The sequence below is a fragment of the Halorubrum tropicale genome, from assembly GCF_001280455.1.
In the GTDB taxonomy this organism is placed as follows: domain Archaea; phylum Halobacteriota; class Halobacteria; order Halobacteriales; family Haloferacaceae; genus Halorubrum; species Halorubrum tropicale.
On the sequence record NZ_LIST01000007.1, the window covers coordinates 1 to 19,322 of the forward strand.

15 protein-coding genes and 3 pseudogenes are annotated in these 19,322 nt (G+C 53.8%); 6 read left to right on the plus strand and 12 right to left on the minus strand.

Features of this window, described 5'->3' with window-relative positions:
* From AMR74_RS14615 to AMR74_RS14625, 3 pseudogenes are all read right to left on the minus strand, one after another.
* A pseudogene (locus tag AMR74_RS14615) lies at positions 1–627 on the minus strand (ISH3 family transposase); the annotation flags it as partial.
* Between the two features lie 46 nt (positions 628–673).
* Positions 674–1,171, minus strand: a pseudogene (locus tag AMR74_RS17500) (hypothetical protein); the annotation flags it as partial.
* Positions 1,172–1,240: 69 nt separating this feature from the next.
* A pseudogene (locus tag AMR74_RS14625) lies at positions 1,241–1,537 on the minus strand (helix-turn-helix transcriptional regulator).
* A 137-nt stretch (positions 1,538–1,674) separates the two neighbouring features.
* On the opposite strand from AMR74_RS14625, the gene AMR74_RS14630 reads away from it, so the two are divergent.
* Positions 1,675–1,842 carry a DNA-binding protein gene (locus AMR74_RS14630; RefSeq protein WP_053772798.1) on the plus strand — a complete coding sequence of 56 codons (168 nt, stop codon included), beginning with the start codon at positions 1,675–1,677 and terminating at the stop codon, positions 1,840–1,842.
* A 97-nt stretch (positions 1,843–1,939) separates the two neighbouring features.
* On the opposite strand, the gene AMR74_RS14635 is transcribed toward AMR74_RS14630, so the two are convergent.
* The 9 genes from AMR74_RS14635 to AMR74_RS14660 form a co-directional block, all read right to left on the minus strand.
* The gene (locus tag AMR74_RS14635; protein ID WP_077152340.1) at positions 1,940–3,358 is read right to left on the minus strand and encodes a sensor histidine kinase; all 1,419 of its coding nucleotides are present in this window, start codon (positions 3,356–3,358) and stop codon (positions 1,940–1,942) included.
* Between the two features lie 16 nt (positions 3,359–3,374).
* Positions 3,375–4,853: an ATPase domain-containing protein gene (locus tag AMR74_RS14640; protein ID WP_053772800.1), complete on the minus strand. Its 1,479-nt coding sequence runs from the start codon at positions 4,851–4,853 to the stop codon at positions 3,375–3,377.
* A gap of 82 nt (positions 4,854–4,935) precedes the next feature.
* The gene (locus AMR74_RS14645) at positions 4,936–5,535 is read right to left on the minus strand and encodes a response regulator (protein WP_082356890.1); all 600 of its coding nucleotides are present in this window, start codon (positions 5,533–5,535) and stop codon (positions 4,936–4,938) included.
* The gene (locus AMR74_RS17505) at positions 5,536–7,842 is read right to left on the minus strand and encodes a PAS domain S-box protein (RefSeq protein WP_082356891.1); all 2,307 of its coding nucleotides are present in this window, start codon (positions 7,840–7,842) and stop codon (positions 5,536–5,538) included.
* Between the two features lie 82 nt (positions 7,843–7,924).
* Positions 7,925–8,251, minus strand: coding sequence for an MTH865 family protein (locus AMR74_RS17510; RefSeq protein ID WP_139043012.1), 327 nt, complete (start codon positions 8,249–8,251; stop codon positions 7,925–7,927).
* Positions 8,251–9,840 (minus strand): globin-coupled sensor protein, encoded by a 1,590-nt coding sequence (locus AMR74_RS14650; protein ID WP_053772801.1) that lies wholly within the window; start codon positions 9,838–9,840, stop codon positions 8,251–8,253. Before AMR74_RS14650 ends, AMR74_RS17510 begins: the two co-directional genes overlap by 1 nt.
* A 477-nt stretch (positions 9,841–10,317) precedes the next feature.
* A complete protein-coding gene (locus AMR74_RS17515) occupies positions 10,318–10,860 on the minus strand; it encodes a sensor histidine kinase (RefSeq protein WP_077152342.1) in 543 nt (180 codons plus the stop codon).
* 273 nt (positions 10,861–11,133) lie between these two features.
* The gene (locus AMR74_RS14655; RefSeq protein ID WP_077152343.1) at positions 11,134–13,851 is read right to left on the minus strand and encodes a PAS domain S-box protein; all 2,718 of its coding nucleotides are present in this window, start codon (positions 13,849–13,851) and stop codon (positions 11,134–11,136) included.
* Between the two features lie 153 nt (positions 13,852–14,004).
* Positions 14,005–14,544 carry a response regulator gene (locus tag AMR74_RS14660; protein WP_053772803.1) on the minus strand — a complete coding sequence of 180 codons (540 nt, stop codon included), beginning with the start codon at positions 14,542–14,544 and terminating at the stop codon, positions 14,005–14,007.
* Between the two features lie 428 nt (positions 14,545–14,972).
* Between AMR74_RS14660 and AMR74_RS14665 the strand changes: the two genes are divergently transcribed.
* The 5 genes from AMR74_RS14665 to AMR74_RS14685 are packed head-to-tail and all read left to right on the plus strand — an operon-like array spanning position 14,973 to position 19,322.
* Complete coding sequence (locus AMR74_RS14665) at positions 14,973–15,251, plus strand: hypothetical protein (RefSeq protein ID WP_053772804.1); 279 nt, start codon at positions 14,973–14,975, stop codon at positions 15,249–15,251.
* 5 nt (positions 15,252–15,256) lie between these two features.
* Complete coding sequence (locus tag AMR74_RS14670) at positions 15,257–15,670, plus strand: hypothetical protein (protein WP_053772805.1); 414 nt, start codon at positions 15,257–15,259, stop codon at positions 15,668–15,670.
* Between the two features lie 27 nt (positions 15,671–15,697).
* Positions 15,698–17,431: a hypothetical protein gene (locus AMR74_RS14675; protein ID WP_205625961.1), complete on the plus strand. Its 1,734-nt coding sequence runs from the start codon at positions 15,698–15,700 to the stop codon at positions 17,429–17,431.
* Positions 17,428–18,258 carry a hypothetical protein gene (locus AMR74_RS14680; protein ID WP_077152344.1) on the plus strand — a complete coding sequence of 277 codons (831 nt, stop codon included), beginning with the start codon at positions 17,428–17,430 and terminating at the stop codon, positions 18,256–18,258. Before AMR74_RS14675 ends, AMR74_RS14680 begins: the two co-directional genes overlap by 4 nt.
* Positions 18,259–18,260: 2 nt before the next feature.
* Positions 18,261–19,322, plus strand: coding sequence for a hypothetical protein (locus AMR74_RS14685; RefSeq protein WP_053772807.1), 1,062 nt, complete (start codon positions 18,261–18,263; stop codon positions 19,320–19,322).

The following is a 19,322-nucleotide window of genomic DNA, read 5'->3' on the forward strand; positions in this document are numbered from 1 at the left end:
GGCGTGGTTGTGTGCCTGAAGCAGCGTCAAACAYTTGCTGTCGTAGAATTCGCGGTCAAGAAAGACGGCCTTGACCTCGAGGTCAAGGCYGTCGAGGATACCGAGAAACTCTGCGAGGACACTGCTGGCRGTGTCGCCGTCTTCGAGACGGCGCACCGCCAGCGTGTAGCGTTTGTTCTTCACACGCGCGTAGAGTGTGGCGTAGGCGTGGAACGCAGTTGTTCCACGCTTCGCTTGTGAGTGGTACAGGCCGTCTGTCCCATCTTCGTCGCCGTAGTAGGGCCGCAGGTGGAGGTCTGAAACGACCTCCACCTGCTGGGGAAGGACGTCGAGAACGTCCTTCTGAAGGAGCGCGTTTCCGACTTGCTCAAGCGTCTCAAGGTCGAATTTGGTGCGGAGATGGTAGAGAACCGAATTTTCGTGGGGGGCGTCTTCACTTTTCTCACAGAGCGTTGAGACCGAGGTCCCGTCGGCGCACGCGCCGACGAGGACCTCGTAGATGTCTTCAGCATCGATCTCGGCGTTTTCAGCGAGTGTGAGAGCACCTTCCTCGTCAAGAGCGTTGACGAGGAAGTTAAGGAGTTGGTCTTCGTGGATTTCATCGTCTGCTTGCTGGGTTTTAGACACACCTTCTGCAAGCAGACGTCTCAACTAACCGGCTTTGTGATGTACTGACACTCTCAATACAGAATTGTAGCATCGCGATACCGGTTCGGTGATTCGCATTCGGGAGGGAGTGGCGGAGAATCAAATTCGACATTACTTCACCGGCGACTTCAGGAACTGATGCTCCCCACGAGACGTGATCGAGTGCTTGTTGAATCTTCTGCGGTTCGAACTCCTTGTAGAGCCGGAACTCATCCGCTTCTCGAACATCGACAGCGGCCTCAAGCAATTCAACCAGGCGGAATGCGACAACTTGCCCAGCACGAGGGAGGTCACGAATACGTTCACTCAGCCACTCCCTGTCGAAGTCAATATCTTGGGCAGATTCGATCTCTGTATGGCCCTCATAGAGTACATAGACCAGTGTTTCAAACGGATACCCGATCAGCTTAGTCGACTCGTCAGACTGCTCTTGTTGAGAACGGATCTCTGCTAATGACGCCGAGCTAAATTTGAGGGAGAAATTTTCGGCTTGTGGATGATGATAGAAGACGAGCCGGTCCATCTCACTCGATCTTCGTGGGGGAATCGGTAAAGCAGTCTTGCTTCTTCTACCGTACTCCCTGATTTGGCTCTAAGCCGTCGTGGCTGCTTGCTCATCCTCAAGATACTGATTTTCCCACTCTCGTCGTGCCTCGATCTCCCGTAATCCACGTTTCGTGACCGTGTACACGTTTGTCCGTTTGTCGAGCTCTCCTTTTTCAAGAAGACCTTAGTCGACGAGGTCGTCGAGATTCGGATAGAGCCGCCCGTGGTTGATCTCTTGCTCGTAGTACTCGTCAAGTTCATCCTTGACTGCGAGTCCGTGTGGCTCCTCGAGCCCGGCGATCACGTACAGGATGTCCCGCTGGAACCCAGTTAGATCGTGCATCCGTCTGTTCCCCTACTTTTGATGGGTCGCATATGTGCTCTCTGGTGTGTGCAGGCGGATTATCACCTCCTATTGGCCACATACTCGCCTGAAAAGTTCGAACCTTTATATACTGTACAAGAGTACACCGCGATGGAATGTCTGACCTAATCGTCAAAGCAGCCGTGAAGGACGCGCTCTCGGAACACAACGTCTCGGCCGATTTCTATGACGCTCTCAACGAAGAGGTTGCCGAACTACTCTTGGACGCCGCAGAGCGTGCCGAGACCAACGACCGGAAGACGGTCCAGCCCCGCGACCTCTAGAATCCGCATCTCTCGGAGGGCGCGTCGTGTTTATTTTGACAAAGTCAACCGTCTGTCTGAGCGATGCCAGACGAACCCAAGGATAGCAGCTACAGCGTCACTCCCGTTCGATACTCGATATCTCGAAGCGTGCTCCACCCGCCTCAGCTTCCGTGATTTCGAGTTGCCAGTCGTGCCCTTCGGCGATCTGTTTCACAATCGAGAGACCGAACCCCGTGCCATCTTCCGATTCAGTGAACCCTGCTTGAACGACATCAGTACGCTTGCCCGGAGGAATTCCGGGCCCATCGTCTTCAACATAGAAGCCTGCTGTATTTGGAAGCTGTCCGACTCGTATGTCTACTGTCTCACCACCGTGTTCGACTGCATTCCGAAATAGGTTCTCTAAGAGTTCCTGAAGGCGTCCTTCGTCGGCCGTGATCACATACGAGTCATCAATATCCACGTGAAGTGTGGCGTTTTGTGTTTGGAAGTGACTCCAGGCCTGCTTGACTACAGCTTCAAGTAAGAGGTCATCCGGATCGAGGACTGCCTGTCCCTGTTTCGCTAGAGAGAGCAGTTCTTCGATCATCTGTTCCATTCGGTCGTGCGCTGATCTGATTTCCTCGAAGTGTTCGTCGTCGCCCGTCTCTTGGGCGAACTTCAGCCGGCCCTGTGCGATACTCAGGGGATTCCGCAAATCATGTGCGACTGTATCTGCAAACTCTTCGAGCCGTTCATTCTGCCGTTTGAGTTCGCGCTCTCGTTCGGCCCGGTCTGTAATATCTCGGAATATGCCGATGCGTTCCGCAGCGTTTCCAAACCCGGTCACGATATCTGTGTTCACTTCCGTGACGAGGGAGGTTCCTTCGTCAAGTTCCCATTCGACCGTCGTCGACGAAGAGTTGTCGTCGGCAATTCGGAGCAGGACTCGTTCAACAGCTTCGGTCGGCGACAGATCAAGCTCGGTGATCGACCGCTCCCGTAACTCGTTCAAATCGATATCGAATGTCTCGGTAAAGGCATCATTGGCTTCGGTGATTGTCCCCTCCGGTGTAACGACGACGACCGGGTCTGGTGTTGACTGAAACAGCGCCTCGAAGCGCTGGTCGCTCTGTATCTTTTGCCGGGCTAGCTCAGCGGAGAGTCGCCGCCGCCGAAGGAGGTTCTCGATCCGGACCTTCAGTTCTGATTTCGCAACCGGCCGCTGAAGGACTTCGTCAACCACATTCCAAACTTCCTCAGAGAAGTCGTCGGGTGACCGCTGGCCGGCGAGTAGCAGAATCGGCAGAAACGCCGGTTCGGCTGCGGTTTTTGTCTCCTTGAGTCTGTCTCGATATTTGTTGAGCGACGGTGGGTCGAGCAGACAAAGGTCGAATTCTGGGTCACTAAATGCGTCATCAGCACCCGCCTGGATGTCGAATTCGTCGCTGAGTTGGTCGGCCAACAGTTCACGATTCCGATCGCTCTGGATCAGCAAGAGAAGTGATGTCGAGGGGTTCTCGTTATCTTGGAGATCCATAACCTGTGTACTCATTGTCGCGACTCTATTCTCAGTCCTCAGTCCATTCTGGTGTCCCGCTCAGAATCCCCCGTAGCTGGGTTAACGGGTCCCCCACGCTGATGCCGTGTTCAGTAATTTCGAACTCGCGAAGCGTCCGTTCGAACTCGCTGGTGCGCATTTTCAGGACGCCAATGACCTTCCGCATCTCGCCTCTGAGTTCGAGATGGCGAAGGAACACGATGTTGTCCGCGAGATAGCTGATCCCGACGTTTGTCGCTTCGAATTCACCGGTGATGTTCGACACCTCGTCAATGAGGATGACGGTCACGCCCATGTTCTTCAGATACCGATTCAGTGCGTGAAGGTGGGTTACGAGTTCGTCTTCGCCGCCTTGAAGCCCGAGTTTGTACCCTGCGATTCCGTCGATCATCACGATGTCGGCATCCTCCTGTTCGACCTGGTGGCGAACCATTTGGGCGAACTCTTGCGGTGACACTTGGAGTGGTTCGACTTCCTCGACGGTGAGCGTTCCGCGTTCACGCATCTTTGAGACGGGGATGTTGATCGCCTCCGACCGTTGCATGAACGTCGATTCCGATTCCTCGAAGAGATACATCACCGAGTGCTCACCGCGACCGGCCGCCTCCTTCATAAACTGCGTCCCGGTCGTCGTTTTCCCAACGCCAGTCGGACCGCTGATGACGGTCACCGTCCCGCGTTCGAGGCCGCCGTTGAGGAGTTCGTCGACCTCTGGGACGCCCGAGGAGATCGCTTCCGAGACGAACTCCTGGTTGTACTCGCCCGGCGTGAGTTCCGGATACACAACCAGCCCGCCATCCGTGATTTCCATGGCGTGGTTGCCAGTTTGGGTCTTAGACCCTCGGAATTTTGGGGCGCTGATCGAGCGACCGGTCGAGGCGTACCCCAGTTCAATGGTACCGTCACTCATGAACTGTAGGTCGTCATCGGGTGCGTCTTTGGTTGCCTGCGTCGTGAACAGGACCGTCGCTCCCTCTTCGCTCAACAGCCGCATGAACGACAGAATTTGCTTGCGGAACTGGTACTCGTCAGTCGAAAGATAGCGGAGTTGGCTGATCGGATCGACGAATACGCGATCTGGCTGGAGTTCCGACACGCGATCAGTGATTTCTTCTACCAATGGGTCACGCTCGACTTCACCGGATTCGAAAATATCGTAGCCCCGATCGCCAGCGAAGAACTCCGACTTCGGACTGAGATCAAGGAAGTGGACATTCTCGAGATCAAAGCCCAGTGTCGCAGCATTTTGCTCGATGTCTGCGGTCGTCTCTTCAAGATTGATGAACAGCGATGTCTCGTCCGCCTCAGTCCCGGTGGTTAAATAATGTAATCCAAGAATTGTTTTTCCGGTTCCTGGTTGGCCTCGGACAAGGTAACTGCGGTTAGCGATGAGACCGCCGTGGAGGATTGTATCCAATCCTTCAATGCCGGTCGAGAGCCGATCAATCGATACTGTATTGTCAACATCGGAATCAGTGGTGTCTGTCATGAGTGATGTGTTGAATTATGGATCGCTTTGGATCTCACGGCAGCGCTCCTTTTTTACGGGTAAAAATTGAATATTATGTCGGTTATAAATCACGAAATCCAGCTGTTGGGTCTTCTCTTTTTAACTCATCAAATGTCGTATCCGCGTCGGCCTTCGCAGCCTCCACTTCCTGTTCTAATTGCTGGTAGGCCTCACTCTCTGTGAGGTCCTGTTTTGAACTATTTGCCTCCATTGCGGCTTTCTTTGAAACGGCCGCGAAGTACTCCCGAAAATCCGTATCGTATTGTGCTCGCTTGGCGAGTGTGTCAACTGCTGCCCGGAGTTCTTCTTCGTCGATTGGTTTGAGGAAATAATCATCAAAGTTCATCTCAAGGATATCATCTCCGGGATCGACTGCCGTAAGCATTCCAACCGGCTGGTCAAATTCTTGATTACGGAGTTCTGCGAGGACCTCGTCACCGGATAACCCGGGCATCCGACGGTCAAGAAGGATAACATCTACAGTGTCATCAATCATGTCAAGCGCCGACTCGCCGTCGTACGCCGTCCGCGTGTCATAGCCCTCATCGAGGTAGAGCGCATACAGGTCGGCTAGGCCTTGCTCGTCGTCGACGATTAATACTGAGACGGAGTCGGAAGTTGTAGTAGGATCACTCATAATTGCCCTGTTTGTAATACCCACCTACGAGTCTGGTTGTACTGTTGGCAGATAAATTGTCACGGTTGTCCCAATTCTGTCCTGTGTATTGATCGTGAGGTCACCACCTGTAATCGTTGTAATCCATTGGACCGTCCACAGTCCAAGCCCGTTACTGTGTTTCAGATCTGTTTCCTCACCATTTTCAAGGATGGCTTGCTGATCGTCGGGAATCCCAGGCCCGTTATCTGTCACGGTTATCATAACCCAGTCGTCTCTTTTTGGCGATTGCTCGCACGAAACCTCCACTTCGGGAATGGCCTGATGACAGTGTACGATAGCGTTTTCGCAGAGCTCGCGAAGAACACGATATAATCGAGCTGTCCCGGGAACCATTTTATCTGCGGTCACATCAGTCGATAGTTTCGCATCTGGATAGTCCTGCTCGAGTGAATCGATAGCTGCCGGGATACAGTCTGTGACCGATATCGGTGTGTCGGTAGATTCTGCCCGCGTCTCGGTTGCAAATTCACGCGCCGTTTGACTCAGATCAAGCAGTTCGTTCGTCGCAGTGAGGCCTTCCTCGGCCAGCTGCTCAGGAATGTTTTTTTCTTTTCTAACTGAGCGGTCGAGGACTCCATGGACGATATTCAGCTTATTACGGATATTGTGTCGAAGAACACGGTTAAGAACTTGTAACTGTTGGTCACGGCGCTTTCGCTCTGTGATATCCGTATACACGACGTATGCGCCATATTCGGCGCCGTCTCGCTGAACCGGAATGGCTCTGATAAAGAAGTCCCGACGCCCGGTCGCCGTTTCACGACGAGCTTCGATTTCGACCCGCTCCCCTGAAAGTGACTGTTTGATGAGCCACTTCGACTCAGCCTCCGTATCCGATGGAACGACCAGCTCTGAGAGCGACTCGCCCTGTATATCTGAGCGATTGTAGCCAAAGACTTCCTCAAACCGAGGGTTCACATCTCGGATCCGGGGTTCCTCATTGATGGACTCGATATCCACGATACAATCTGTGGCGTTCTCGAACAGACCCCGGAGGGACTCGGTTTGCTCATGGAGCGTCTGTTCGCGTTGTGCCCGAGTCATTGCTGCAGTCGCATTTGTCGCAAGCACTTGTGTCACTTCCACGTTCGTTTCATCGAAGGCCCCGATTTCGGTCGCACCGATGCTCAGTATACCGTGTGAACCGAGTGGAACAAACATCGCACTCCGGATCGATCCGTAATTGAAGGGTGTGGTTCTCGCCTGGAGGTCATTAACAACGACAGGCTCTCCTGTAGCGAAAGCCTCCCCTACTACTCCATCCCCAAACTCGGATTCTGTCGCTGTAGTATCGAGATAGGATTCGGCAATCGGGGTAGCAGCGACGAGGCGTAACGTTTCTGGCTTCGTCTCAGCGTCATGTAGGCGGACGCTTGCGATATCGTATCCAAATACGCCACGGGCTGCTTCCATTATCACAGTAGCAACCTCTTGTTTGGTCGTGGCCTCCATGAATTCGATCGTCACGTCGTGGAGGTTGTTCATTACCTTCTGTTGTCCTGTTCTGGTCGTGACATCACGAATGCTGGCGAGCATGTGCGTTCGGCCACCGATCTCGACGGTTGACGCCGAGGTCTCTACATCCAGTAACCGTCCTGTTCCAGTCCGACACGTTAATTCTGCGGTCCAGTCGTGTCCCTTGTCAAGAACACTATTCCTGAATGCCCTGAACTCGGACACTTCATCGGGATGAACATCCTCGGGTGACATCTGGAGTAGATCCTCTCGGGTATATCCCAGCAAGTCACAGGCTTGGGAGTTACATTCACAAATAGTGTTCCGCTGTGGGTCAATGAGCACGATAGCGTCGTTTGAGGATTCGAAAATGCGCTGGAATAGCTCTCGCTGTTGGGTCAGAGCTGTGGCCTGCTGTTGAGAAAGTCGTCGTCGTTCGAGAAGATTACACAGCCGATTTTTAAGTGTCTGCTTTTCGGCTGGAACCGAAATCACTTCATCGACGATCTCCCAGATATTCGCTTCGCGGCTGCGATCTGTTCGCTCTGGTGCGACGAGGAGAAACGGTAGGAAAGTGGGCTCAGCCGTCTCTTTGAGACTGTGGATACACTCGTTTTGGTGTTCAAGCGTAGCTGTGTCCAGAATACAAAGGTCAAACTCGATCTGACTGAGAGCCTTGTCTTCAGGAGTCACGATCTCGTATTCACCAGACAACCAAGCCGCTAAATGATCGCGGTTGGTGTCATTTTGTAACAACAGAAGTACACGAGAGGCCCGTGAGTAATTCCCCGGAACCGTATTATTGAGAGGGTTACGAGGTTTGTAATTACTCATAGCACAATCACTACTCAGAGCTTGCTACTAATTTCAGTGTGAGTGTAAATAACTGTACTGACCAAATTCTAGACTTTGAGATTCAGTCGTGAGTTGGTAGTACACTGTCAGCGCGCAGAGCCGCCATTACGTCATCAACCAATGCGTCTGATGAGTCATACGGGAATGATAAGTGCTTGCCGTGAACGAGACCCAGATCAGCAGCAGGCACTTGAACATCACCCGCAGAGAATACGGTCGCTGGACCGTCAGATAAGACAGGGATGAGATCGAACGGAGAAACGACCGGATACGATGCCCTACCAAATTCAGTTTTGAGTTGTTGTCGGAGCAATTGCTTAGTGCTCGCCTCGGTTTCATCTGGCGCCTGACCATCATTTGAGAGTGCGGTTGAGCTGTGTCTGCTCATCAATACTCACCAGTTTGTCTGACTGAATTTCTATTAAGTAACTTTTCAACAGTTGTCGAAATTTCCTCGACAAGTTCTGCTTGATCCTCGTTAGCGTCCGCGACGTCGTTAATCTCGTTGCTAACTGTCCGGGACTGATCAAGGGTTTCACTCGTCATTTGAGAAACCTCCTCGGTGCTAGCAGCTTGGTCATCGGTCGCTTGTGCAACCTCATTGATTCCCTGAGACGCGTCGATCACCGCATCGGCGATCTGTTCTAGGTTAGTCATGGCGGATTCAACGCTTTCAACGCCGTCGTCGACTTGGTCAGTCACGTCATCAAGACTCTCGACAGTCTCGCGCGTGTCAGACTGAATCTCGCTAACCGTACGTTCTATCTCCGCTGCCTGTGACTGCGACTCTTCCGCCAACGACTTCACCTCGTCAGCAACGACGGCGAAGCCGGATCCGGCCTCCCCTGCTCGTGCCGCTTCGATCGAGGCGTTCAGCGCGAGCAGGTTCGTTTGATCAGCGATATCGTCGATGACTTCGACGATGTCATCGATCTCCTCGATTCGGTCTTGAAGTTGATCCACGTCGTCGGCAACCGACTCGGTCGCTGTGGCGATCTCTTCCATCGTCTCCATTGCCTCCTCGGCTGATTCGCGACCGTCGGCCGCATTCTCTTCTGCTTGTGAACTGGTTTGGGCGACTTCATCAGCCGTTGATGCGACTTCTTCGACAGTGGCGCTGAGGTTCGAGATTTCGCTTGCGACCTGTTCCATATTATCAACCTGATCGGTCGCGATCTGGCTGATCTCTTGAGTGCTGATCGCGACTTCGCTCGTCGAATCCCGAAGGTTATCGACGGATTCTTCAACGTCTTCAGCGACATCTTGTTGCCGGTCAAGTTCGGATTCGATTTGTGAGCTGTACGAGTGGATATACGTGTCCATCGCGACCTGCTGGTCAAGGTTAATGAGCTTGAGTACAGAAAGAATCTGGGCTACGGTTTCGTCGACGGCGTCTTCAACAGAGTTTAGAGCCGCTTTTTTTCCCTCGGTACTGGACGGCTTGTCACCCAGAGTTGTTGAGTTGGAGCCGGTCGCAGCGACGCCACCATCTGTCTGTATCGCGCGTTCTTTCACGTCTTCGGCGATCGCTTCAAAAACGCCCTCAAAATAGACAGAGTAGGCACCGAAGTAGACTTTCGGCCCTAGATCGAGCATATCATGTATCTTTCCGATTCTCGCTCGGCTGTCAAAGTACGACTGATCGTACCGACCGCGACCGAGACCAGTGAGATAGTTGGTCTGACTGCGCTTGAGCGCATCAACGGATTTTGTCGACGAATTGAGGATCGCCGTCGCTTCAGAATACTGTTCGAGGTGGTCATAGAACTCATCTACAACGTCATCTGCGATCTCTTCTAGAATCGGTTCAAGTCGGGTCAACCGGTCAACGTCCGTCGAATCAAATCGAGTGAAATCTTTTCGCCACGCAATTTCTCTATTATCGATGCCTATTGCCTCGGTGAGTCGCTGTCCATTTACATTTCGCCGGTCACTGTCGGTTACCTTATAGCCGCTTTGGGAGTCGTCAGTTGGCATATCTGCGTAAAAAGAAATAGTGTCTAATAAAAATGTCTTCCAGAATACTATTTTTGATAATCTTAGCTCGACATTCGTTTTTTTAGAAAAGAATTGATTTTTTACAAATTATATTTTATAATAAACAAGGTGGTATAAGTACATTACACGCCATACCCCTCGCTGAAGATGAGGAGAGACTCGCGGATCTGTACGGGCTTTAGTTGAGTGATGACTATGATGTTCAACTAGTCTACCCGGGCGAAACGGTCCTTGGCATCGTCAATGAAGATGTGGACGCGATTCTTCTGGCTCACCGATGCCCAGCCTGTCTAGAGACGAAGTCCTCGAAGAACTGCGAGACTGAGGTTATAATTGCCCAACGTTGACACCCTCGTCGGGTTGAGCCGCAAGGATCGCTCCTTGAATCTCTATAATTCACAGAGTAACAAAAAAGGTCCACGGCTTCGGTCGTGGGCCACTGACAGACTCTTTGGATCATTCAGGCTGGTTGCTCCTGGGCTGGCCCTCAGCATTTGGTGCTTTTCGGAGGCTTATAGTCACTGTACTTCCACCGAGTTCGTTGTCGCTGTATTCGAGGTCACCCCCATATGTATCGACAAGCCACTTGACAAGCCATAGTCCCAGTCCTGTTCCATGTTCAAGCTGTGTGATTTCACCGTTTCCGACAATAACGCTCCATTCTTTGTCAGGAATCCCCGGTCCGTTGTCCTTAATTTCTAACCTAACCCACTCAGAGGTGTTATCATCCGTCGAAACTGATACTTGAACGTGAGGTTCGGCTTGGTCGGTGTATAACAGAGCGTTTTCAATTAGATGATCGAGGGCAGTCTGCAACCGTCGGTCGGCGTGGACTCGCACGTTTTCGAGATCCAGTAATTCGATGTCCGCCTCGGAATACACCTCTCTGTACTCATCGATGAGATCGGTTACAATCGGGACTGGATCGATTGGTTCCGTCGTGAGTTCCTGGTCAATGACCTGCTCGATTTCCTGCGCAGTCTTGCTGAGGGCGACCAATTTATCTGCCGTCTCTCGGATGCGTCGAGCATACGCTTGGCTTTCTTCGCCCTTGAGTTTGATAACAAGTTGCTCGGCAAATCCATGTACGATATTGAGGTCGTTGCGAAGGTTGTGCCGAAGAATACGATGGAGGACCTGTAAGTGGCGTTCCCGTCGTTTCAGGCGTGTGATGTCTGTATAGATGCCAAAGCCACGTTCCCCGGATGCTGTCTGATAGCGGATCTCTCGGAAGCGGAAGTGTCGCCGTCCAGATGGTGTGTTCGCCGTGAATTATATTGGGTCGCTAGCTCCTTCAGCGCTTTGTGTCTCGGTCGGGCCAGGATAGCGACGGTATACGTCTTTGTCGAGGGCCTCTCGAGATTTCCCGACAAGTGTTTCACCGTCAATATTAAAGATCCGTTCAAATGTCGGATTTACGTCACGGATAACACTGCGGTCTCCATCGAACTCCACTTCCTCGATGGGATCTGGAATGTTTTCGAAGAGATATGAAAACCGATCGCGCTCTTCGACAACATCCTCCCGGGTTGAAACAAGGTCGTGTAGGTCACGGACAGCTCCGACGGATCCAATAAACTCGCTGTCCTCCGGGAACGGCGTCAGTTCGATCTCGACGGGCACACGGTCACCAGTCTTGGTAATCCCCTCGGCCTCGTATTTACGGCTGGCACCTTCAGAACTTGACCGGAGCTCTTCGAGTAATTGTTGTCCTTTATCAACAGCCTCGTCACTGAGAACAACCGACACAGAACGACCGATTAGTTCGTTGACAGAGTAGCCTAGCCAGCTAGCTAATGGTTCAGAAACAAGTGTAAAATTCCCTTCCTTATCAAGCACATAAACCATTTCTTGTACGGTCTCGAGGATAGCCTCGTATTTTCGGAGGTCGCGTTGGCGTTCGCTCCGACTAAGTGCTGCCCCAGCAGTCGTAGCCAACAGTTCCGCATATTGTTGATCCGTCTTATCAAAACCATCCGGTTCCAGCGACCCGATACTGAGGGTTCCGTGGTCGTCGATCGGCAGATACATCATCGACTGGACCGGAGACCGATTTCGATCATCATCAATAGCAGCAGCCTTGGCATACATCTCGGATTCCATCCGGTCAAAGACACGACCAACCGGCCCCTCGCCGGGTTCATAGAGTGGCCGCTTTTCCATCTGTTCATCCACGGTGTCGGTTGACGCGACCGGCACCAAAGCCTCTTTATTGGGATCGTACATCCGGACGACCGTCAGTTTCTCTCCGAGCACGTCCTCGGCTGCTTCAACTACGATGTCGGCAATCTCGTGTCGTTTGCTAGCTTGCATTAGATCGCGACTCGTCTCCAGTAACTCGCTGAGGACCCGCTCGCGTTCCCTGCGCTCGGTTACATCACGGAAAAACACTGAAAGACCGTTTTTTGAAGGATAGACATTCACCTCAAACCAGACGTCGTGCGGTTCGTACTCCGCCTCAAACGTGACTGGCTCTTGACTCTCCATTGCCCGGTGATACTCGTCAAAGAATAGCCGGTCAGCTGCCTCTCCGAGCTCGCCCCAGATACTACTCCCGAGTAACTCCTCTGCCGATCGGCCGAGTAACCGTTCTGCGCGACTATTGAGATACGTGAATATGCCGTCAGCGTCGACCGAAAAGAACGCGTCGTCGATGCGTTCGAGCGTGTTTTCGAGGTGCTTCTGAGTAGTTTCGAGTTCGCGTTCGTACTCATGCCGTTCGAGCTCATGACTTACCCATTCTGTAATCAATTCGACAAGCGTTTGTTCGGCTGGTGAGAACGACCGGTCACGTTCCTTGTGGTCGGCAAAACACAGCGTCCCGTACAGATCGCCGTCGACGGTGATTTTTCCACCGAGATAACAGCTCAAGTCGAACCGTTCGTAGGCTGGATCACTGTCCCACCCCTCGGATTTGGCATCTTGAACGACCAGCAAGCCGTCTTCCTCGATCGTTCGTCGACAATAGGTTTCCGATAGCGGGCTTCTCACACCAGACTGGATTTGCTCGTGAGAACCCCGTGCCTCGACAATTTCGAACTCATCACTGGCCATGTCGATAGAAGACAGAAACCCAATGTCTAGGCCTAGTCGATCACAGCCTAGTTCGAGCAGGTCCTGTAATTTCTCCTCTAGCGAACGCTCCGTATCTGATGAGACACGATATAGTCGCTCGAGTGATACCTGACTCTCACGTAATTCCGACGTAAGGTGTTCGCGTTCGGTGATGTCTAGTCCTTTTGCAGCGATTGCGACCACTGTTCCCGTCTCGTCGCGGACCGGCTCGAGGCTGAGTTGGACGACCCGCTGGTTGCTATCGGTACTGTAAAGATCAGCCTGTATACTCACCGACTCACCTACTGCTGTCCGCTCGATGCTGTTACGAAGTTCCTCTTGTAACGACTCAGAATGGTCCCACGAAAAAGCCTTCCAGAACGGTTTCCCTTCGATTGTATTAGCATTGGCCCCAGTAAATTCGAGCAACGGAGCATTCGCAAATCGGACGGTTCCATCCGGGTCGAGAATCCCCGCATAAGACGTTGGATGATCGACCAGCACCTCGAGTTGTCTGACCGTCGCACGGGAATGGATTGTCGCCGTGTCGGGCCGGTTACACAGGGCCGCAAGCTGATCTGGCAGCGTTTCGGCAGTCGCATCGAGATGCTCACCTGAAACATATTCTGTTGCCCCGCACTGCGTGGCCTTGATCGCGATCGTTCCATCTGTAGTGGTTGAGTACGCAAGTACCGGAAGCAGTGGATTCCGCTTCTGAATCGTTGAAATCGTGTCCAACCCTCGATCGGAAGCAGGTGCTGAACAGTCAACGACGACGCAGTCAATCCCATTTTCGGTGTACTCCGACCAGATCGCATCGTCCGAGTTAGCGGTCCGTACAACCCAATCTGGTCGCTTATCGAGTCGTTTTCTGATTTCGGCGCCGGTTATGTGTTCGCCAAGAGAAATAATGAGGACATCACGTGTGGGAGACATTCTTGTTTTATAGAAATATGACACGATGATATATAAAAGCGCCCTTGTTACACCACTAATTGGCCAGTATAGGTGGCTAGGGACTATTCAGTACAGCGAATGTACGTAGGTCAGAGATTTCGAGAATACGTTCTTTGACACTTGAAATTGTTTCTAGTTACGGTCGCCTTCTGGGATATCGATACGCTCCGAAACCTCATCTTCAAGCTCCTCGAGGCGCGTAACGAGATGTTCATACTCTTCGTTTCCTGCTAGCTCCTGTCTAGACGCCCCTCCTTCGATCACCGCCTTCTTTTTTTCAATAGTGAACAGTTCTTGCGCCTGTTCGTCATAGTTTGGTAACGCAAGCAGCTGTTCTACCGCCTCTTGGATCTCCGTACTTTCCAGTGGTTTGATCAGGTAGTCATCGAACTCCATCTCTGCGATGCTGGAATCGGGATGAACAGCGGTAATCATACCGACACGAACATCAATATCTTGCTCTCGTATCTCAGCTAGTACTTCGTCGCCGTTCGTGCCGGGCATACGGCGATCTAGGAGCACAACCTCTGTCTCACTATCAATCTTCTCAAGTGCCTCTTTTCCACCGTGAGCTGTCCCCACATCATAGTCTTTGGACAGTACAGTGGCATAGAGCTTGGCGAGCGATTCTTCATCGTCCACCACAAGAATTGACGGACGATTGCTTCCCATCGAGTCGGCGACTAAAGGACTTAATACATAAATGTTTTTTCACAGCCCCAAATCGACCGATATTATTGTAGTAGAATCCGAGACGATAAGAAGACCCCGTTCAAACGATCTATAGGTATGCTGGCGGGCCGAGTATAACAATTGCTAAGGAGTTAATCTTCTACCCTATTCGCAATGATCATCGGCCGGTTGTTTCAGTCGAAAACGTTTCTGAAGAGATCTCAACAGAGCTAGTAGGATATATTCCTTAACCTACAACCGGTCTATTGTTCGATTTTGTTGGTTAATACTTTAACGCAATAAATATATTTGATTATATACGCCCTAATATTCTTCAATAGATCGTTCCCAGAAAGTATTTATGAATGATATTCCCACTGTATCGATGCGCACCGGGACGCTGCCGGTGTATACCCATACCCGCATGTATGATTACGAGGTCAGTCACCATCGAGGAGATTGATGATCTGTACCTAATGTGGAACGACCACATCAACGCCTCTGCCCTCTATCGCCGCGCCCTCCGGGAGGAAATGGACGTCCGCGGTGTTGATCCCAATGAACTCCGCGACCTCCTCGATCGGGCCCGCGAACAGGGTTACACACTCGAAGAGATCGCTGAGAACACCAACCGCTTCGACGACCTCCAGTCGCTTGTCGAAGAGCAGCAAAATCAACCGACGGCTGGAGACGTTACCGATGGTTGACCGCTATGTCACAGGACAAGCCTCCCTCCGAAAATGAGCAGCGCACCGAGTCACGCCTGACTGGTCGGCTCCCCCGACAGGCAGCACTCATCGTCGTCCTCCTGAGCCTGTTCGCCGTCGAGCCAGTAGCCGCACAGGACAATGCCGTCTGTAGCGCAGACAACCTCCCGAGCATGATTGAGGGGTTCTTCCAGCTGACCACCGCACTGGGGATCGTCGGCCTCGCCATCGTCTGGCAGGCAGATTCTCTCATTGAGATGTTCACCCTCAATCCCGAGCAGAAGAAGGGCCTCAAGCGCCACAAACGGTCGGCGATGAAGTCCGCGGTCGTCCTCATCGTGCTCGGTCCGCTGTACACTGTCGCCGGGTCGATGATGGGCCTCCCACTGGCACAGTGCGTTAACCTCGTCCCCTGGTAACCACCCTACAGTCCCCGTGTAAGCCCTATGAACCATCGAGAGCTCTCCGTGCTCATGGCCGGCTTGCTCGCGACGAGCCTAGTCACGGGTATCGTCGCCGCTGACCCGCCACGACCAGGTACGGAGGGGAACGGGCTCACCGAGAACGAGTCGGCAACGCTGTGGTCACGTGATGCGGACAACTACATCACGCAAGAGGAGTACCGCCAGCGCTACGGCGAGGACCGCTCCGCTGTCCATCAAGTCGCGAACGGGACGGACATTACGTTCAAACGGCCGCCCGCGACAGCGGCGACGTGGACGCGGAACGACTTCGAGGACCTCGACGCCGGCGGCCCAGACACGTCCGTACATCCACCGCGCGCAGACCTCGAGGACGGCGTCTTCATCGAGGACGCTCACGCGACGATCTTCGCGGTCCAGCCCTCTACTCGTGGACACCTCGAGTCCGGTGAAACCCCACTCTACATCGCACCGAATGGGACGATGCGCGGGTTGGTTGATTACCGCGTTCGTGTGCCCAACGGGAGTTCCTCCGGCAACACGACTATCTCGTGGTCGCTCACGGAGCACGAGATCGAAGAAGTCCGGTTGAAGAAGGACGGCGAGACCATCGCCGAGCGTGACGGGGCCCATACGCCTGCCCTCGACTACCAGATCGAGGACGACTGGAGTGCGAATCTCACGCTGGAAGCGGAGATTAGCGTCCGGCTGAAGAAAACCGTCAGAACCGACCTGGGTGACCGGACGGACGTCGATGTCACCTATCGGACGGAAACACGGAACGTCTCCGATTCGATCGCCGTCGAGATCTACGACCTCTCGGCGTACCCCTACTATGCCGAGTATCCGAACGGCGACGCCGGCGTGGCCATCTTCCAGTCGCGGCCATGGCAGGGGTACACGCTTACGGATGACGGTGAGGCACGGGTCCGTGGCATCTGGCGGTTCTACACCGCTCGGAACACCAACTGGGACACGCTCGTCCGGTCGAATCGCACGGATAGCGCCACCATCGAGTCAGACGCGATTCCGGTGTACGTCCACGCCTATCCCTCGCGGATCGGGCCGCGTGCCGAGCCGGTTCGAGACGGGCCGGAACTCATCGAGATCTGGGGGACTGACCGCCCGTCACCAGTCGGCACCATCGGTGAGAACATCAATATCGACATCGTCAACCAGTCGTACACGACGACGTACGGCGTCGCCGTTCGAGCCGAGAACGTCGATCGAGAGGCGCTGCACGTTGCGGGCATCGTCCGGGGCGTGAATGCGTCAATCGTCGAGCCGGATGCCGGCTCCGAGCGACAACTCCGCCGCAGTAATCTCACTGGCGAGGTCATCCAACAGAATCAGTCCCAAGCGACGCTCAGGGTCGAACTGCGGGACAATCAAACTGGTGCGCCGATTGCGCTTGACGATAGCCGTCAGTATCCAATCGGCGGCACCACCCGAAACGGGTACATCACGGTCGCGGATCAGCGCATCGAGACCAACGCCTCGGGGGTGGCGATCGTGACCATCGACGAACCGGGCATCTACACGGCTCGGTACCACCCTGGCTCGTGGCTCGGGCACGACCCGGCGTACGTGAGTGATACCGCGATGGCCCGCTGGCATCCACTCGGGACGATCGACGGCTGGTTTGCACTGGTGTTCGAGGTCGGCTGGCAGCTTCTGCCGTTCTTCGTGATGTTCTACGCTGGCAAGCGCCTCCTCCGGATGCTCGGCCCAGAAGACATCTTCGGACAGAAACCATGACTCAGGACAATCCCCACCTCAGTAGACGGACCGCCCTCCGAACAGTTGCCGGCGCCGCTCTCGTGAGCGTGGCCGGATGCCTCAACAACGGCGATTCCCCGGGTGGCGGGAACTCAACACCGTCTGATGAAGGAGGAGTCATCCAGCAAGTCACTGTAGAGAGGACAGAACTCGTCGTTGAATACTCCTCAGAGGAGGAAGTCGACCAGATCAATCTCGTCCAGCCGAATGGGGAACTGTTCGGTCAGCGAGAAACCGCTGCTGGGTCACAGCAGGTCTCTTTCGAGATCGGGACTTCCTACGAGCCTGGAGAGTATACTGTCGTAGCCCTCAGCGGTGAAGAAACGCTAGCTGAGACTTCCTCACTGATACAGCCGGAAATTGGAATTCAAGAGGTCGGTCTTTATCGGAATAACCCTGAGAAGCCGTGGGACGAAGTCTACGGAGACACCGAGACGGATCGGCTAAAGAACGGGGAAGCGTACGTCACCGTCGAAAACACCGGAAGCGGACCAGAATCGATTGTTGAGTTGATTTTCTCCGGTGATGTTCCAAACCCTGTCGAAGATCCCCGAGGTAGCGGGATGTATGAAACCGAGCAGGTGGTGATCTCGCCGGGAGAAACTACCGACCTGTTCAGTAGTTCGTTCCCGTTTGGTTCTGAATCTGAGGAGGGAATGGGATGCTCCCCGGACGGGAACAGCGGCCAGTTCACCGTCACAGTCCGAACCCAGGTTGGCGGCGACCAGGTATCGAAATCCTTCGATGTACAGTACTCCGGATCCACGGAGATGAGTGACTGCGAGGTTTCAATCACGGAGGCCTAACGATGGTGGACCTGATAGACGTCGTTCTCGAGGGCTTCAAAGACGTCGTCGATTGGTTCATCGGTCTGTTCATGGACGGGCTTCGGTCGGGGTATCAGACGCTGACCGAAGAGATGTTTGGCACTCCGACTCCCCAGACTGACGGGACGTTCATTTTCGGAGAACCAAGTAACGCCCCTTGGCCAGCAATTCAGGAAGGACTCATCGGTGGCGAGATCATGTTGATTTCTCTGCTGCTACTCGTGATGAGCGTTCAGGGACGACACACCATCCGCATCTTCAATATCGGGAGTGCGTACGAGGCTCGGAAGACCAAGAAGACTGCCTGGGTCGGAGCCTTTCTGATTATTACCTGGTACTGGATTGGAGCGCTCGCGCTCTACCTTGTTGATGGGTTCACGATTGCCCTGATGCCGGAGCTGTCCTCGCTGGGCTCTGCTATGTTGCAGTTCATAACGGGGTCGATTACCAACCCCGGTCTTGGTCTCCTCTTTGCTCTTATCGGAGGAATTTCGATGTGGGCACTGGAGGCGCTGTTCTACATCCGGCAGATTCTCCTCTACGTCTACCTGTACGGGATGCCCATCGCGTTCGCCGTTGCGTACGGCAATATCCCTGTCCTCTCTGATGTCGCGATGGGGTTCAGCAAACGGTTCGTCCCATTGGCCATCCTACCCCTGCCTGCGGCGATAGTCCTCAAAGGATACGACCTACTCTACTCTGGAGGGACGTTGACGCCGGGAACAGCGTTCCTCAAGTACCTCGTCGCGTCTTCACTTCCTCTCGTCGCGCTCTATGTCACGTGGAAGACGTTCAAATACGCGACCCCACTCACGGCGAAGGTTCTCGGTGGTGCGACGAAAGGAGCGGCCCTCATCGGCGGTGTCGCCGCTGGAGCCTACATCGGCGGCGCCGGCGTCGCGACGACCGCGGCCCGATGGGGACCGAAGGCCGCAGCGGGACACGCTGTGGCGCAGAAAGCTGCAGCCCGTGGCGCGAACAGCGACGAAGACGGCGGGACGCCGTCCTACCGGCGGACCGAGAACGACCCTGGAGGTTACTAA

What these genes read in the sequence shown, in the direction of transcription:
- AMR74_RS14630 (WP_053772798.1), top strand. Translation starts at nt 1,675, where the DNA reads ATGTCTGACCTAATCGTCAAAGCAGCCGTGAAGGACGCGCTCTCGGAA.
- AMR74_RS14635 (WP_077152340.1), bottom strand. Translation starts at nt 3,358, where the DNA reads ATGAGTACACAGGTTATGGATCTCCAAGATAACGAGAACCCCTCGACA.
- AMR74_RS14640 (WP_053772800.1), bottom strand. Translation starts at nt 4,853, where the DNA reads ATGACAGACACCACTGATTCCGATGTTGACAATACAGTATCGATTGAT.
- AMR74_RS17505 (WP_082356891.1), bottom strand. Translation starts at nt 7,842, where the DNA reads ATGAGTAATTACAAACCTCGTAACCCTCTCAATAATACGGTTCCGGGG.
- AMR74_RS17510 (WP_139043012.1), bottom strand. Translation starts at nt 8,251, where the DNA reads ATGAGCAGACACAGCTCAACCGCACTCTCAAATGATGGTCAGGCGCCA.
- AMR74_RS14650 (WP_053772801.1), bottom strand. Translation starts at nt 9,840, where the DNA reads ATGCCAACTGACGACTCCCAAAGCGGCTATAAGGTAACCGACAGTGAC.
- AMR74_RS14655 (WP_077152343.1), bottom strand. Translation starts at nt 13,851, where the DNA reads ATGTCTCCCACACGTGATGTCCTCATTATTTCTCTTGGCGAACACATA.
- AMR74_RS14660 (WP_053772803.1), bottom strand. Translation starts at nt 14,544, where the DNA reads ATGGGAAGCAATCGTCCGTCAATTCTTGTGGTGGACGATGAAGAATCG.
- AMR74_RS14665 (WP_053772804.1), top strand. Translation starts at nt 14,973, where the DNA reads ATGATTACGAGGTCAGTCACCATCGAGGAGATTGATGATCTGTACCTA.
- AMR74_RS14670 (WP_053772805.1), top strand. Translation starts at nt 15,257, where the DNA reads ATGTCACAGGACAAGCCTCCCTCCGAAAATGAGCAGCGCACCGAGTCA.
- AMR74_RS14675 (WP_205625961.1), top strand. Translation starts at nt 15,698, where the DNA reads ATGAACCATCGAGAGCTCTCCGTGCTCATGGCCGGCTTGCTCGCGACG.
- AMR74_RS14680 (WP_077152344.1), top strand. Translation starts at nt 17,428, where the DNA reads ATGACTCAGGACAATCCCCACCTCAGTAGACGGACCGCCCTCCGAACA.
- AMR74_RS14685 (WP_053772807.1), top strand. Translation starts at nt 18,261, where the DNA reads ATGGTGGACCTGATAGACGTCGTTCTCGAGGGCTTCAAAGACGTCGTC.